This is a genomic window from Streptomyces sp. IBSBF 2435, from assembly GCF_036815005.1.
In the GTDB taxonomy this organism is placed as follows: domain Bacteria; phylum Actinomycetota; class Actinomycetes; order Streptomycetales; family Streptomycetaceae; genus Actinacidiphila.
Genome location: NZ_JAJSYW010000210.1, coordinates 1 through 15,439, shown reverse-complemented (window position 1 = coordinate 15,439; position 15,439 = coordinate 1). Strand labels below are relative to the sequence as shown.

At 72.1% G+C, this 15,439-nt stretch carries 11 protein-coding genes, 2 tRNA genes and 1 pseudogene; 5 read left to right on the top strand and 9 right to left on the bottom strand.

Annotated features, from left to right (window positions below; translation table 11 throughout):
* The 3 genes from V7E46_RS29170 to V7E46_RS29160 all read right to left on the bottom strand — a co-directional run.
* A partial coding sequence (locus V7E46_RS29170; RefSeq protein ID WP_333771234.1) for a hypothetical protein occupies positions 1–552 on the bottom strand: 552 nt, incomplete at its 3' end.
* Positions 553–806: 254 nt separating this feature from the next.
* Positions 807–3,680 (bottom strand): leucine--tRNA ligase, encoded by a 2,874-nt coding sequence (leuS, locus tag V7E46_RS29165; protein WP_443054386.1) that lies wholly within the window; start codon positions 3,678–3,680, stop codon positions 807–809.
* Between the two features lie 366 nt (positions 3,681–4,046).
* On the bottom strand, positions 4,047–6,002 hold the full coding sequence (locus tag V7E46_RS29160) for a S53 family peptidase (RefSeq protein WP_333771233.1): 1,956 nt from the start codon (positions 6,000–6,002) through the stop codon (positions 4,047–4,049).
* A gap of 372 nt (positions 6,003–6,374) precedes the next feature.
* Here V7E46_RS29160 and V7E46_RS29155 point away from each other — a divergent pair, with 372 nt between their 5' ends.
* The 3 genes from V7E46_RS29155 to V7E46_RS29145 all read left to right on the top strand — a co-directional run bounded on the left by V7E46_RS29155 (position 6,375) and on the right by V7E46_RS29145 (position 9,175).
* Positions 6,375–6,839: a MarR family transcriptional regulator gene (locus tag V7E46_RS29155; RefSeq protein ID WP_333771232.1), complete on the top strand. Its 465-nt coding sequence runs from the start codon at positions 6,375–6,377 to the stop codon at positions 6,837–6,839.
* A 210-nt stretch (positions 6,840–7,049) separates the two neighbouring features.
* Complete coding sequence (locus V7E46_RS29150) at positions 7,050–7,820, top strand: isocitrate lyase/PEP mutase family protein (RefSeq protein ID WP_333771231.1); 771 nt, start codon at positions 7,050–7,052, stop codon at positions 7,818–7,820.
* A 158-nt stretch (positions 7,821–7,978) separates the two neighbouring features.
* Entirely contained in the window at positions 7,979–9,175 is a 1,197-nt protein-coding gene (locus V7E46_RS29145) for an MFS transporter (protein ID WP_333771230.1), read from the top strand.
* A 411-nt stretch (positions 9,176–9,586) separates the two neighbouring features.
* On the opposite strand, the gene V7E46_RS29140 is transcribed toward V7E46_RS29145, so the two are convergent.
* Positions 9,587–9,659 (bottom strand) — tRNA-Ala (locus tag V7E46_RS29140).
* Positions 9,660–9,903: 244 nt separating this feature from the next.
* On the opposite strand from V7E46_RS29140, the gene V7E46_RS29135 reads away from it, so the two are divergent.
* Positions 9,904–10,992, top strand: coding sequence for an alkene reductase (locus V7E46_RS29135; protein WP_333771229.1), 1,089 nt, complete (start codon positions 9,904–9,906; stop codon positions 10,990–10,992).
* 43 nt (positions 10,993–11,035) lie between these two features.
* Here V7E46_RS29135 and V7E46_RS29130 read toward each other — a convergent pair whose 3' ends face one another.
* Positions 11,036–11,572 carry a hypothetical protein gene (locus V7E46_RS29130; protein WP_333771228.1) on the bottom strand — a complete coding sequence of 179 codons (537 nt, stop codon included), beginning with the start codon at positions 11,570–11,572 and terminating at the stop codon, positions 11,036–11,038.
* A 22-nt stretch (positions 11,573–11,594) separates the two neighbouring features.
* Here V7E46_RS29130 and V7E46_RS29125 point away from each other — a divergent pair.
* Positions 11,595–11,963: pseudogene (locus V7E46_RS29125) on the top strand (helix-turn-helix domain-containing protein); the annotation flags it as partial.
* A 268-nt stretch (positions 11,964–12,231) separates the two neighbouring features.
* Here the strand turns inward: V7E46_RS29125 and V7E46_RS29120 are convergent.
* From V7E46_RS29120 to V7E46_RS29105, 4 genes are all read right to left on the bottom strand, one after another.
* Positions 12,232–12,304: transfer RNA gene (locus V7E46_RS29120), tRNA-Ala, on the bottom strand.
* Between the two features lie 180 nt (positions 12,305–12,484).
* Positions 12,485–13,138 (bottom strand): histidine phosphatase family protein, encoded by a 654-nt coding sequence (locus V7E46_RS29115; RefSeq protein WP_333771235.1) that lies wholly within the window; start codon positions 13,136–13,138, stop codon positions 12,485–12,487.
* The gene (rsfS, locus tag V7E46_RS29110) at positions 13,135–13,572 is read right to left on the bottom strand and encodes a ribosome silencing factor (RefSeq protein WP_333771227.1); all 438 of its coding nucleotides are present in this window, start codon (positions 13,570–13,572) and stop codon (positions 13,135–13,137) included. Before rsfS ends, V7E46_RS29115 begins: the two co-directional genes overlap by 4 nt.
* A gap of 115 nt (positions 13,573–13,687) precedes the next feature.
* Positions 13,688–15,382 (bottom strand): LCP family protein, encoded by a 1,695-nt coding sequence (locus V7E46_RS29105; RefSeq protein ID WP_443054385.1) that lies wholly within the window; start codon positions 15,380–15,382, stop codon positions 13,688–13,690.
* Between the last annotated feature and the right edge of the window lie 57 nt (positions 15,383–15,439).

Genomic DNA, 15,439 nt, shown 5'->3' with positions numbered 1-15,439 from the left:
GGGTTGGGCGGGGGTCCAGTGGCGGAGGGCGGCGGACTCGATCGCGATCTGGTCGGTCAGGCCGGCCAGGTCGTCCGCGGTGGCGTGGTGGGCGCGGTCCTGGGCCGCCCAGCGCAGGGAGTCCGCGGAGTGGGTCACGTGGTGGACGCGGGTGGAGAGTTCGGGGAGGCGGGCCGCGACGCGGGACTTGTCGGGCTCGCGTTCGAGGAGTTTCAGCTCGCCGTCCAGGGCGCGGGCGTGCTCGTTGAGGCGGGCCATCAGGGAGGCGGCCTCGGCGAGGGCGGTGTCCTCGGGGTGGTGCGCGTCCAGGGCGGCGAAGGTGCTGTCGATGGCCGTGCGCAGGTCGATCCGCAACTGGGCGACCTCTCCCCCGAGGCCCGGCGTCGTATAGCGGCGGGCCTTGAGCTGGACGTCCTCGACGGCTCTGCGGGCCTGGGCCGTGCCACGGGCTACTGAGCGCTTGACCGCGCGCACGGTACGTACCGACGCGACCGTGGCCAGCGCCACGAATATCAGCACGAAGAGCAGGACGACGATGCCGGCGGTTTCCACAGGCGGCTCCTCCTGAGAGTCCCGAGAATCCTGAGTGCGACCAGACATTCGACCCGAATGCGGTGCCGTGCTCCTTCCACCGTAACGGCAAGGGGCAGGCCGGCGGAATCAGGTGAATCCCCCAAGCCTGCCCCTAGGGCACGGGCGCGGTCGCGCTCAGACGACGATGTTGACCAGTTTCGGCGCGCGCACGATCACCTTGCGGACGCTGGCGNTCCCCCAAGCCTGCCCCTAGGGCACGGGCGCGGTCGCGCTCAGACGACGATGTTGACCAGTTTCGGCGCGCGCACGATCACCTTGCGGACGCTGGCGCCGGCCAGGGCCGCGGCTACGGCGGGGTCGGCCAGTGCCAGGGCCTCCAGGTCGGCGTCCGGGATGGCAGGGGAGACTTCGAGCCGGGCTTTGACCTTGCCCTTGATCTGGACGACGCAGGTCACCGCGGGGTCCTGGGCCAGTGCCGGGTCGGCGACGGGGAAGCCGGCGTGGGCCAGCGAGGTGTCGTGGCCCAGCTTCGACCACAGTTCCTCGGCGATGTGCGGTGCCAGTGGTGCGATGAGCAGGACGAGTTGTTCGGCGACGGTGCGCGGCACGGGGCCGGTGGACTTGGTCAGGTGGTTGTTGAGTTCGGTGATCTTGGCGATGGCGGTGTTGAAGCGCAGTTCGGCCATGTCTGCGGTGACGCCGTGGATGGCCTTGTGCAGGGCGCGCAGGGTGGTCTCGTCGGGTTCGGTGTCGGTGACGGTGCTCTGGCCGGTGGCCTCGTCGACGATGTTGCGCCAGATGCGTTGCAGGAGGCGGTACTGGCCGATGACGGCGCGGGTGTCCCAGGGGCGGGAGACGTCCAGGGGGCCCATGGCCATCTCGTACAGGCGCAGGGTGTCGGCGCCGTATTCGGCGCAGATCTCGTCAGGGGTGACAGCGTTCTTCAAGGACTTGCCCATTTTGCCCAGCAGGCGGGTGACCTGCTCGCCGGCGTACCAGAACGCGCCGTCGCGTTCCTCGACCTCGGCGGCGGGCACGGCGATACGGCGTGCGTCGCGGTAGACGTAGGCCTGGATCATGCCCTGGTTGAACAGCTTGTGGAACGGCTCGACGGAGGAGACGTGGCCCAGGTCGTGCAGGACCTTGTGCCAGAACCGGGCGTACAGCAGATGCAGCACCGCGTGCTCGGCGCCCCCGACGTACAGGTCCACCCCGCCCGCCGGCAGGCCCTCGCGCGGGCCCATCCAGTACGACTCGATCCCCGGGTCGACCAGTTCGCGGGTGTTGCGGGGGTCGAGATAGCGCAGCTCGTACCAGCACGACCCGGCCCAGTTCGGCATCGTGTTGGTCTCACGCCGGTAGGTGCGCACCCCGTCGCCCAGGTCCAGATCGACGGTGACCCAGTCCGCGTTGCGCGACAGCGGGGTCTCCGGACTGGTGTCGGCGTCGTCCGGATCGAACGTGCGCGGACTGTAGTCGTCGACCTCGGGCAGCTCGACCGGCAGCATCTCGTCGGGCAGCGCGTGCGGCACACCGTCCTCGTCGTAGACGATCGGGAACGGCTCACCCCAGTACCGCTGCCGGCTGAACAGCCAGTCCCGCAGCCGGTAGTTCACCGTGCCCAGCCCCGCCCCCCGCCCGGCCAGCCACCCGGTGACCGCGGCCTTCGCCTCGGCCACCCCCAGCCCGTCCAGCGAAATCCCCTCACCCGCCGAATTCACGATCGTCGACTCCGACGAGGAGAACGCACCCTCCCAGGCAGCCGGGTCGGTGCCGCGGCCGTCGGTCGGCTCCACCACACACCGCATCGGCAGCCCGAAAGCCCGCGCGAAAGCAAAATCCCGGCTGTCGTGCGCGGGCACGGCCATGATCGCCCCCGTCCCGTAACCCGTCAGCACATAGTCCGCCACGAACACCGGAACATCCTCGCCACTGACCGGATTCACCGCGAACACACCGGTGAACACACCGGTCTTCTCCCGCGCATCGGCCTGCCGCTCCACATCCGACTTCGCCGCCGCCTGCTTCCGGTACGCCGCCACCGCCTCCGCCGGCGTGGCATGCCCACCCGTCCACACCGCCCTGGTACCCCGCGGCCACACCGCCGGCACCAGCACATCCACCAGCTCATGCTCCGGCGCCAGCACCAGGTACGTCGCCCCGAACAACGTGTCCTGACGCGTCGTAAAAACAGCAATGGCCTCCCCGGCACCGTCCGGACCCGCACCCCGCACAGGGAAGTCAACGCGGGCACCCTCACTGCGGCCGATCCAGTTCCGCTGCTGCAGCTTGATCGCCTCAGGCCAGTCCAGAACATCCAGATCCGACAGCAACCGGTCCGCATACGCCGTGATACGCATCATCCACTGCCGCAGATTCGCCTTGAACACCGGGAAATTACCCCGCTCCGAACGCCCCTCCGCAGTGACCTCCTCATTGGCCAGCACCGTCCCCAGCCCCGGACACCAGTTCACCGGCGACTGCGCCGAATACGCCAACCGGTACCCGCCCAGCACCTCAGCCCGCTCCGCACCGCCCAGCTCCGACCACGCCCGCCCGTCCGGCGTCACCCGCGAACCATCCGCGAACTGCGCCACCAGCTCCCCGATCGGACGCGCCCGGCCAGCATCCCCGTCGTACCACGAATTGTAGATCTGCAGAAAAATCCACTGCGTCCACCGGTAATACGCAGGATCGATCGTCGAAAACGAACGACGCCGGTCATGCCCCAGACCCAACCGCCGCAACTGCGCCGTCATCGTGACGATATTCGCCTCGGTCGACAACCGCGGATGCGTACCCGTCTGCACCGCATACTGCTCCGCCGGCAGACCGAACGCATCGAAACCCAGCGTATGCAGCACATTGTGCCCCGTCATCCGCTGATGACGCGCATACACATCCGTCGCGATATAACCCAGCGGATGACCCACATGCAACCCCGCACCCGACGGATACGGAAACATGTCCATCACGAACCTCTTCGGCCGCGCCGCCAACTCCGGATCCGAATCCAGATCACCAAAAGGATTCGCCGCGGCGAAAGTACCATCCGCCTCCCAGAAGTCCTGCCAGCGCCGCTCGATATCGGCAGCCAGGCGCGCGGTATAGCGGTGGGGCGNGCGAAAGTACCATCCGCCTCCCAGAAGTCCTGCCAGCGCCGCTCGATATCGGCAGCCAGGCGCGCGGTATAGCGGTGGGGCGCAGCCGTCTCGGCGGCCGGGGTGGTGTCGCTCATCGTCCTCGGTACTCCATCGATGTCATGACGGCTGCTGCGGTCCGTCTCTGCCTGTGGTCCTGCCTGCGGTACAAACAAAAAAGCCCCTCACGCAGGAGGGGTGCCGCACCGACGTCGTTAGTGGTCAGCGCGGCTCGCTAAGCAGGAGGCTCGTGGCTCGCATGCCGCCAGGTTACCGCAGCGGGTACGGCCCCCGCACCGAAGACGGTGCGGGGGCCGTACGCCTCATCCGGAGCCCATGGGCGCGCGTGGTACCGGTGCGCGCCCTGAGCAGCTACTTCTTCTTCGGCAGCGACGAGGTGACGTAGCCCTTGGCGGGCGTGCCCACCCCGGTGACATCGTCGTAACCGACCGTGGCGTGCAGCGACGCGTCCGCGCCGAGCGTCCGCAGGGACACGATGGTGCCCTCGGAGGCGTCGAACGCGTTCGCGAAGTCCACACGGACCACGGCGAGGCCCTGGCCCTGACCCAGCGGGTGGTCCGTGACGTCGTGGTAGACCGACGTCCCGTACTTGTCGTAGATCAGCGGGTTCGCGAAGCCGATCGCGATGCCGTGCCTGGCCTGCTGGGCCAGCGCCTGGACGCCGGCGATGACCGGTGCGGCCAGCGACGTGCCGCCGATGCGGTACGTGCTGTACTGCAGCGACCCGTCGGGGTACGACTGGGTCTGGCCGACCAGGAAGCCGGTGTTCGGGTCGGCGACCGCCGCGATGTCAGGCTCGACACGCTGCTTGACGGTGCCGCCGTTGGCGAGCGCCAGCGAGTCCGGGACCACACCGCGCTGGTAGAACGGCTGGTCGTAGAGCTTGCTGGTGCCGCCGCCCGCGCCGGAGGTGTACGGGCCGGGGAAGCCGGTCCAGGTCTTTCCGTCGGCGGACAGCGGGGCGCGCTTGGTGCCCCAGCCGGTCTCCCACTGGTACTTGTCGTTCTTGCCGACCGCCAGCGAGGTACCGCCGACGGAGGTGGCCCAGGGGGAGTTTCCGGGGGTGTCGGCCTGCTTCACACCGGTCGACGCGACATTGTCGCCCGCGTCGCCGGAGGAGAAGTAGAAGCCGATGCCCTCGACAGCGCCCTGCTGGAAGACCTGGTCGTAGGCTGCCGCGATGTCCGGCGTCTCGTTGGCCTCGACGTCGCCCCACGAGTTGGAGACGATGTCGGCCAGGTGGTTGTCGACGACCTTGTTCAGGGCGTCGAGCAGGTCGTTGTCGAAGCAGGAGGCTCCGCCGACGTAGACGATGTCCGCGTCGGGGGCGACCGCGTGCACCGCCTCGACGTCCAGCGTCTCCTCGCCGTACCAGCCACCGGCACCGCATTCCTCGGTGCTGTTGTAGTCGGTCGGCAGGACCTGGGTGAGCTGGCCCTTCTTGTACTTCTGGCCGCCGGTGTCCTTGGCGTACCGCGCGGCGTCCTCCGCGATGTACGGCGACGCGTAGGCGTCGGTGATGGCCACCCGTACGCCCTTGCCCGTGTACTTGCCCGCGCCGTAGGCGGCACGCAGCTGGTCACCGGTGTAGCCCTGGATCGCGTACGGTGCTTTGCCGCCGTACGCGTCCGGGAGCTTCTTGTCGGTCTTCGAGCCGTAGTACGTCGAGAACGGCCCGGAGTTCTTGAACACCGCGTCCGGCGGCGGCAGTTCATCGTCGTGGCTGGACTTCTTGGGTGCCGTGTCCAGGCCCGTGACGGTGAGCACCGCACCCTTGAGCGAGGCGGGGGCGGTGGCGTTGCCGGTCGGGGCACGGTAGGTGTGGCCCGACTTGGCGTAGTTGTGGAGCTGGGTGCCGAAGGCCTTCTCAGCAGACGCCACATCACCGGTGACGGTGAGGTAGTGCTGGTTGGAGCCGGTCACCTTCAGGCCCGAGGACTTCAGCCACGCGGTGACCTCGGCCACCTGCGCCTTGGTGGCGCCGTAAGCGGCCTGCGTCTGGGCGGGCGTCAGGTAGCGCCCGTAGTCGGCCGAGTTCGGGTCCGATACGGACTTCGCGTAGGCCGCGAGCCCCTTGGCGTCCTTGCCGGCCAGGTACACCCGGACGGTCACCTTGGCGGAATCGGCCGTCGCGCCCTTGTCCGCCTGGGCCGTGGCCCACTGCGGCTTGGTGCCGGACAGGAGTTGACGTCCGGCGGACTGATCGGCCGACGCGGACTGGGTGCCAAGCGCGAGCGCGCTGGCGACCAGTGGCAGCGCTGCGGCAGCCACCAGTCCCACGCGCGTCCTTTTGCGCTCAAATCTCATGAAACCCCCATGCGAAGCGAGTTGTCGCGTTAGTCGCGTTGGTCGCACTCTGCGGTGTCGCCGCTATGCGTACACGCCGCACCGCAGAGCGATACTCTTTCGCTCATCAGTTCATGCCAGGGGCATGAACTCACCAAGAGCAGGTCAAGGAACGATCCGCTCCGCCCGTCCCCGATCATCGGGCGAACCGACGCTAGCAGCGCAAGACTTACCCGAACAGAGGGCGTAGTCCCGGCCGGGTCGGGCATTCCGCGTGTCACTTGACAAGACCTCGGGTACGTATCACCTTCCGTGCGTCACGACGTACGTGGTGGGACACATACCGCCAACCGGAGGGCGGCTCCCGTGGGCGAGGCGCGTCAGGGCGGCCCCATGAGGCAGGCGGAGCTGCTGCGTTACCTCGTGCTCGCCGCGCAGGGCGAGGGCAACCGGCGGCTCGCCTCGGACCGAGCCGGCGTCAGGCCGATGCCGGCCAGCCGGGCAGTGCTGCGGATCCTCGCCGACCACGGCCCGCTCGCCCTCACCGGCTGCGGCGACATGCTGGTCTGCGACAGCGGTACGAATCCCAGCCGTCTCGCCGACCGCCTCGTCACGGCGGGCCCTGGGGAACGCGGCCCGGCGCCCGACGACCGACGCCGGATCGCCCTCGCCCTCACGGCGGAGGGTTGGGCCGCGAACGACGCGGTACGGCGGATCGAGGACGAGTTCTACGACGCCCTCGACACGGCGGGCGCACAGGTCGACGTATCCGCCGCGATCGAGCTGCTCCGGCTCGTCTCGGCCGGGTCGCCCGCCGCCCGGGCCCTGCAGAACCGGATCGACGCGCAGGGCGCGTAAGACCTCGCACCGCACGCTCGCACCCGTACCCCTGCCCGTGCCCCGACCACAGGGGTGCCACTCGGCGTGGCGCTGCTCCCTGGCCGCGCCCGCGCTGCGTCCCGTCCGGCTCGCCGAAGCCGCGCCTTCGGCCGCCGCCGTAATGACCGGCGCCTAGGGTCGGGACGGCACGGGCCATGCGCCCGCGTCCGGGAAGGGGCAGGGAAGCCGATGACATTCCGCGATCTCCACTATGGGGGCGACCTCCCGCTGCTGCTTCCCAACGCCTGGGACGTCGCCTCCGCCCTCGCCTTCGCCGACGCCGGTTTCCGCGCGGTCGGCACCACGAGTTTCGGCGTCGCGGCGGCGGCGGGCGAGCCGGACGGCGGCCGGGCGAGCAGGGACGCGACCCGCGCGCTGGTCCGGCGGCTCGCCGGCATCCCCGTGCACGTGACCGCCGACATCGAGGACGGTTACACCGAGGACCCCGAGCAGGTCGCCGACTACGCGGCCGGGCTCGGGGCGGACGGCGTCAACCTGGAGGACAGCTCGGCCGGCCGGCTCATCGACCCCGCCCTGCACGCGGCGAAGGTCGCCGCGGTCAAGCGCCGGGCGCCCGGCCTCTTCGTCAACGCCAGGGTCGACACCTACTGGCTCGGCCAGGACGCCGGCGTCGAGTCCTCGCTCGCCCGCGCGCTGGCCTACGTGGAGGCCGGCGCCGACGGAATCTTCTTCCCCGGCGCCGCCGCTCCCGACGACCTGCGCATCCTGGCCGCCCGCACCCCGGTACCGGTCAACGTCCTGCTGGTCCCGGGCCTCACCCTGCACGAGCTGGCCGGCCTCGGCGTCCGCCGGGTGAGCACCGGCTCGCTCCCCTACCGCGCCGCGATCGACGCGGCCGTGGCGGTCGCCACCGACGCCCGGGCCGGCCGCACACCGCCCCCGGCGACGCCGTACGCGACGATGCAGCAGCGGCTGACCCGCCACCAGGCGCGGGCCTGACCCGACGGCGACGGCGGCCACCGCATATTCCCGAACCTCCGGCGCACGCACGGCGTAGGCTCCCGCCCATGAACTCCGGACCCCACTGACCGACCCACCGCCCGCACCCTCGCGCGGGCCACGGTCGTTCACGCCAACGCCGACCCCGGAGTTCCCCCATGCCCCGCCCCGCCAGGGGCAGCGCGTCCTATCGCGCTGTCCTCGCACTGCCGCACGCCCGGGCCCTCTTCGCCGCGGCCACCCTCGCCCGGCTGTCGTACGGGCTGCTGTCCCTTCCGCTGCTGCTCGCCGTACGCGAGGGCACCGGTTCCTACGCCGCCGCCGGTACGGCCGCCGGTCTGTTCGGCCTGACCGCGGCGGTCCTCGGCCCGTACAGGTCCCGGGTCGTCGAACGCCGCCGTGCCGCGCTGCCCGTGCTGACCGCCCTCTACGGCACCCTGCTCGGCTGCCTCGCCGCCGGGTCCGCGCTCGGCATGGACGCCGGGCTGGCGGTGACGCTCGCCGTCCTGGCCGGCGTCTTCCCGCCCCCGGTGGGGCCGCTGATGCGGACCCGCTGGGGCGAACTGGCCGGCAGCGGGGCCCAGCGGCAGTCCGCGCTGAGCCTGGACGCCGTCACCGAGTCCACCGTCTTCGCCGTCGGCCCGGTCCTCGGCGGCCTGCTGACCGCCGCCACCTCCGCCTCGCTGTCCCTGGCGGCCACCGCGGTCCTCGCCGTCACGGGCTTCACCGCCTTCACGGCCGTCCTCGGCGAGTCCCCGTCCGCGCCGCCGCCGGTTGGTACGCGCACCCGCCTCGGTCCGCCGGCCGCACCGGGCTTCGCCGCACTGCTGGTGGTGGTCCTCGGCAGCGGCTGCGCTCTGGCGCTCGCCGAGGTCGGCATCGTCGCGGCCAGGGGCGCGGCCGTCGCGGGTCCGCTGATGGCCCTGTGCGCGACCGGCGGCGCCATCGGCGGCCTCGCCTACGGCCGCGTCCAGTGGCGTGCGGCGCCGCACCGGCGCCTGCTGACCCTGGGCGCCCTCGCCGCCGCCTGCTACGCCCTGCCCGCCGCGGTGTCCGCGCTGCCCGCCGTCGCCCTCGGCCTGCTGCTCGCCGGCGCCTGCTCCGACACCCTGCTGATCACCGCCTACCTCCAGGTCGACGCCCTGGTCCCGGCCGGTTTCCGCACCGAGGCGAGCGCCTGGATCAACACCGCCGCGAACCTCGGTGGCGCCCTGGGCTCCGCCGCCGCCGGGTTCCTGATCTCCCGCTACGGCGCCGCCCCCGCCTTCCCCGCCGCAGCCGCGGTCCTGACCGCGCTGACCGCCCTCGGCGCCCTTCTCCCCCGCCGGATAGCGGCCGTACGCGCGGCCGCATGACGCTCAGGTGACGACCTGGCGCTGGTCGCCACCGCCCCGTCCCGCCGACGTGTACGGCGGTACGGGGCGCCTGCCGCTACGCGCTACGGAGGTGGCCGAGTCGGCGCTCGACGGGCGGATCGGGCCGGGCGGAGGACCGGCGGCCGCGCAATACGCCGCGGGCGCCGACGGACACCGCGTCGGGCCTGCCCAGGGACCCGCCACGGCCTCGGCCGACCCCGAGGGCGCCCACCACCACGTGCCCTGCCCGAGGCCCGCCTGCCCCCGGGTACGCACAACCCTGGCATCAGCCGGGACGACCTCACGGGGGTGCGGGTGGCGAAGCCCCCGCCGGGCGAGGCGGAGCCGGGCAAAAAGGAGAAGGCGGGACCCGTCCGCGCTTCTCGCGGACAGGTCCCGCCCTCTCGCCCGTGGAGCTACGGGGAATTGAACCCCGGACCTCTTGCATGCCATGCAAGCGCTCTACCAACTGAGCTACAGCCCCGCTACGGTGCCGGGAAGCCCGGCGACCTGGGGTTACTTTACACGCTGTCGGGGTGCGGGCCGCAAATCGTTTGGGGCGCCCCCGAAAGTGCCCGGGCGGTCCGCGCGGGGAGCCGCAGGTGCGCGCGATCGGCCCCGGACGCCGAGCGCGGCGGCCGGGGAAGTTCATGAAGTGTCAACAATTCGCGGCCGGTTGGCGGGTTACGGTGGCTGCGGCCGACTGGACGGGAGAGGTGGAGACCGCTGTGACCACCGCGTTCGACCCGATTGAGCTGGGCGGGAACCGGTTGCGGAACCGGATCGTGATGGCGCCGATGACGCGCAGCCGGGCGTACGGCCCGGGGCTGAGCCCGACCGCGAGCACGGCGGCGTACTACGCCCAGCGGGCGTCGGCGGGGCTGATCGTCACCGAGGGGACGCAGCCGTCGGTGGTGGGCCAGGGCTACCCGGACACGCCGGGCCTGCACAGCGCCGAGCAGCTGGCCGGGTGGCGGCGGGTGACGGACGCGGTGCACGAGGCCGGCGGCCGGATCTTCGTCCAGCTCATGCACACCGGCCGGATCGGGCACCGCTCGTTGCTGCCGGACGGTCTGCGGCCGGTGAGCGCGTCAGCGGTACGTCCCAAGGGCAGCGTCTACACCGCCCAGGGGCCGCAGGACTTCGAGGAGCCGCAGGAGCTGACGGAGGACGAGATCCTGCGCACCGTCGAGGACCACGCGGCGGCGGCGCGGAACGCCGTCGCGGCCGGTTTCGACGGGGTCGAGGTCCATGCCGCCAACGGCTATCTGGCGCACCAGTTCCTGGCGCCGAATTCCAACCTGCGCACCGACGGCTGGGGCGGCTCCCCCGAGCGCCGCGCACGCTTCGCGGCGGAGCTGGTCACGGCGGTCGCGGACGCGATCGGCGCGGAGCGCACGGGGCTGCGGATCTCGCCCGGCAATGCGCTGGGCGACATCGACGAGCCGGACCCCGAGCCGGCGTACACCGCGCTGCTGGCGGCCCTGGAACCGGTCGGCCCCGGCTACCTGCACATCATGGAGACCGGCGAGCGGTCGCTGACCCTGGAACTGCGCAAGCGTTTCGCGGGGGCGCTGATCCTCAACGCCCGCACGGCGGGCCGCCCTTCGGGACCCGAGGAGCTGGCCCTGATCGAGGACGGCACCGCCGACCTGGTCTCCTACGGCGCCCTCTTCCTCGCCAACCCCGACCTGCCCGAGCGGCTGCGCGCGGGCGGTCCCTTCAACGTACCGGACCGGGCCACCTACTACGGCGGCGGCGAGCGCGGCTACACCGACTACCCGGCGCTCGGCGCGCAGGACGCACCGGGAGCGTAAGACCGGCCGGGCGCCCGTACGCGCCCGGCCCGCGCGGCACCGCTCAGGCCCTGCGGCGGCCCCGCCCCGGCGCCACGGCCGCTCCCGCCGCGCACACCGCGGTCAGGGCGGCTGCAACGACGGCGAAGGCGTGGGCCGAGGGGTGGACGCCCGGCAGGTCGAGCCGGTTGGCGAAGAGCGTGCCGAGGGCGGCCACGCCGATCAGCTGCAGCCCGCTGGCGTCGGCCGCGTCCTGCGGGGCGACCGCGAACAGCGCCAGGGTGAAGGCCGGGCTGAACCCGAGGCCGAGGCCGCCGCCGAGTGTCAGCAGGCAGACGTAGAGCGCGGCCCCGCCGTCCCCGCCGGCGCGCAGCGCCAGGCCGAGGCCGCCGAAGGAGCCGGCCGCGATGAGCAGGCCCGCGGCCGGCAGCCAGGGCCGCCAGGACACCGGCAGCCGGCGCCGGGTGAGGCCGACACCGCCGAAGCCGACCGCGGCGACCGCGAAGGTCAGTCCGGCACGCGGCGCGCTGAAGCCGAGGCCGGGCTGGAGGTGCAGGGCGACCGCGAAGAGGAAGCCCGCGTTGACCGGCATCGTCGTCATGATCACGAGCACCGCCCGCAGCATGCCCGGCGCCCGCAGCACCCGCCCGGACGCCAGCGGGGCGCCGCCCGACCGGCTGCCCGGCGCCGCCCGGCACACCAGGGCCGCGCGCCGCACCGAACTGGCGGCCTTCCCGCGCAGCCGCCGGGCCAGGATCACCCCGGAGGACGTCGGCATGCCGCCGGGCCTGCGGCGCCGCACCCCCGGGCTGCGGCGCGAGGAGGTCGCGCAGCTCGCCGGGGTCGGCGTCACCTGGTACAGCTGGCTCGAACAGGGGCGCCCGATCAACGCCAGCGTCCAGGTGCTGGACGCGGTGGCCCGGGTGCTCCAGCTCGACGTCACCGAGCGCGAGCACCTGTACCGGCTGGCCGGCATCCCGTTCGTGAGCGAGCCGGACGGCCGCCCGCTGTGGGTCCTCATGGCCGAACGCGACGCCGCCACCAGAACCGCGAGCTGCGACCACGACCCGTAACGCCGCCTGCCCCGCCCCGGACGAGCGCAGAACCTGCCCCCGGGTACTCCCGGCCCTGGCGTCCGGCCCGGAAGACGTCACAGGGGTGCGGGTGGCGAAGCCCCCGCCGGGCGAGGCGGAGCCGGTCAAAAAGGAGAGGGCGGGGCCCGTCCGCGCTTCTTGCGGACAGGTCCCGCCCTCTCACCTGTGGAGCTACGGGGAATTGAACCCCGGACCTCTTGCATGCCATGCAAGCGCTCTACCAACTGAGCTACAGCCCCGCGTCTGTCGGGGTCTCCCCTGACGACGTGAAGAAGCATAGCCGGTCGGTGGACCGGAAACGAAATCGGCCGGACGCCCGTCCCACGCGGGGGACGGCACCCCCCGTCGCGGCCGAGCGTCATCGCCGAACAACCGCCACGGGCGGCCGAGGGCCGCCGCCGGGCAACCGCCACGGGCGGCTAGGCGTCGTCGCCGAGCACCGGCTCCGGGAGGGTGCCGGCATTGTGCTCGGTCAGCCGCCAGCCGCGCGCGCCCTCGCCGAGGACCGACCAGCAGCAGTTGGACAGCCCGCCCAGCGACTCCCAGGTGAGCGGGTCGAGGCCGAGCAGCCGGCCGATGGTCGTACGGATCGTGCCGCCGTGGCTGACCACGACCAGCACGCCGCCGTCGGCCAGTTCGTCCGCGGCGGCCAGCACCACGGGAGCGGCCCGGTCGGCGACCTCGGTCTCCAGTTCGCCGCCGCCCCTGCGGACCGGCTCACCGCGCTTCCAGGCGGCGTACTGCTCGCCGAACTGGCCGAGGATCTCCTCGTGGGTCAGCCCCTGCCAGCGCCCGGCGTACGTCTCCTGGAGGCCCTTGTCGTACGTGACGGGCAGGCCGGTGAGCGCGGCCAGCTCGGCGGCGGTCGCGGCGGCCCGGCTCAGGTCCGAGGAGATGATGGCGTCGGGCGCCAGCGCGGCCAGCAGCCGGGCGGAGCGGCGGGCCTGGGCGACACCGGTGTCGGTCAGCTCGATATCGGTGTTGCCCTGGAAGCGCTGCTCCAGATTCCAGCCGGTCTGGCCGTGCCGCCACAGGACGATCCGGCGGCCCCTGCTGCTCGCCTGCCCGTTCAGCTCAGCTCCCCGTCGTCGTCCGCCGCCGCGGTGGCCGCGGCGTGCGCCTTGCCCTTGCCCCGGGTGGCGACGGCGTCCTCGGGCAGGGCGATCTCCGGGCAGTCCTTCCACAGCCGCTCCAGGGCGTAGAAGACCCGCTCCTCGGAGTGCTGCACGTGGACGACGATGTCGATGTAGTCGAGCAGCACCCAGCGGCCGTCCCGCTCGCCCTCGCGGCGGACCGGCTTGATGTCCAGGTCCTTGAGGAGCGTCTCCTCGATGGCGTCGACGATCGCCTTGACCTGCCGGTCGTTCGGCGCCGACGCGACCAGGAAGGCGTCGGTGATGGACAGCACGTCGCTGACGTCATAGGCGATGATGTCGTGCGCGAGCTTGTCGGCGGCGGCCTGTGCGGCGGCGCGGGTCAGCTCGATGGAACGGTCAGTGGCGGTCACAGAAACGGCTTTCCGGTCGGGGGCTGGACTGCTTCAAGGGTCTCACGACCCTCCGACAGCCCCCGACCGGTTTTCCGATCAGCGGTCCGGCGTCACCGGCGGCGCGGGCCGCCGGTCACTGCGGCGGCAGTTTGTAGTCCTTGCCGAGCGTCACCGCGATGTCGGCGTTCGAGGGCACCGTGCCCTTCTTGACCGCGGTCGGCGGCAGGCCGAGCGTGGCGGCGACGTCCTTGGCCGCGGTGAGCCGCGCCGGGTCGCCGTAGAGCACCTCGGACGTGGACTTGGCCGCGCCGGCCTTGCCGCCGGAGACATAGGTGTAGGTGCCGCCGTTGACGATCGCGGCCTGCGCCATCGGGGCCGCTTTGGCGTTCCCGGTCGCGTCGCTGATCAGGACCCGAGGCTGGGTGGTGCCGTCGGACTGCTTGACGGTGCCGCCGAGCACGTTCTTGACCACGGTGTCGGTGGCCTGCGTGCTGAGCGTGCCGTTCGGCTGCACCGGCAGCAGCGTGGTGTCGTACGCGCCGGTCTTCGCCAGGTCGGCGAGCTGCGCGAGGGACGCGCCGAGCTGCTTGTCGGTGAGCGACGGGTCGAGGATCTGGCCGAGCGACTGCACGGTCCTGGTCGCGCCCGCGGCGTCGCTCGGCATCTTCTTGAGCACCGCCTGCATGACCTGCCCGAAGCGGCCGAGCTGCTTGGTCTGCGGTTCGCCCGCGGCGCGGTAGGTGGCGTAGGCCACGGCCGCCTCGCCGGTCAGCTCCTGCTGCTTGCCCGCCTGGACCAGCGTCCTGCCGCTGTCCTTGCCGGTGCCCTTGACCGCGGTGTCGGTGTCGACGTAGACGTCGCCGATCGCGTCGACCAGCAGCTCCAGATACGGGCTGTCCAGCCGCCAGCTGCCCTTGATGTCGGCGCCGAGCAGGGTGTTCAGCGAGTCCCTGGTGGGGCCGACGCCGTCGCCGACGGACTTGTCCAGCGTGGTCGCGGTGCCGTCGTCCCCGGTCACCGAGAGCGTGTTGGGCAGCAGGACGGTGGTGCCGCGGCCCTTGGTGGTGTTGTCCACCAGCAGCGCGGTGTCGCTGGGGCCGCCGTTCACCGGGACCAGGTGCACGACTATGACGTCGCGCTTCTGCGGTCCGCCGGCCGCGGCCTGCGTCGCCGTGGATTTGCCGAGCCCCGGCAGCTTGCCCGCCTGCCACAGATACCCGGCGCCGCCGAGCAGCGCCAGCACCAGCAGCACGGCAAGACCGGCCTTGCGGTTGCGGCCGCGCCGCTTGGCCTCCTCGCGGCGCTCGGTGCGCGATTCGGAGAACTTGAGCCAGTCGATGACCTCTTCCGACTGCTCGGACTCCTCGTCGACGAAGGCGAACATCTCGGTCTGGTACCCGGCGCGCCCGCCGGCCGACTTGGCCAGGTCCTCGGTCTGCACGGACATCTGCCCGGTGTCGTACGCGGGCTGCTGCCCCGTCTCGTACACGGCCTGCTGACCGGTCTCGTACGCGGACTGCTGACCGGTGTCGTGCACCGGCTGCTGCTGACCGGTGTCGTAGACAGGCTGCCGGCCCGTCTCGTAGACCGCGTGCTGCCCCGTCTGGTAAGCGGTGTGCTGGCCGGTGTCGTAGACGGGCTGCTGCTGGCCGGTGTCGTACGGGGAGTGCCGGCCGGTGTCGTACACCGGCTGCTGCTGGCCCGTGTCGTAGCGGGGCTGCTGGCCGGTGTCGTAGAGCGGCTGCCCGTTCGTGTCGTACGCCTGCGGCTGCCGGCCCGTGTCGTAGGGCTGCTGCTCGTAGTACGGCTGCTGGGGCTGCTGGGGGATCCAGCCCTGCTGCTGGCCGGGCGGGGGCGGGGAGCCGCCGTAGGTCTGGTACGGGTC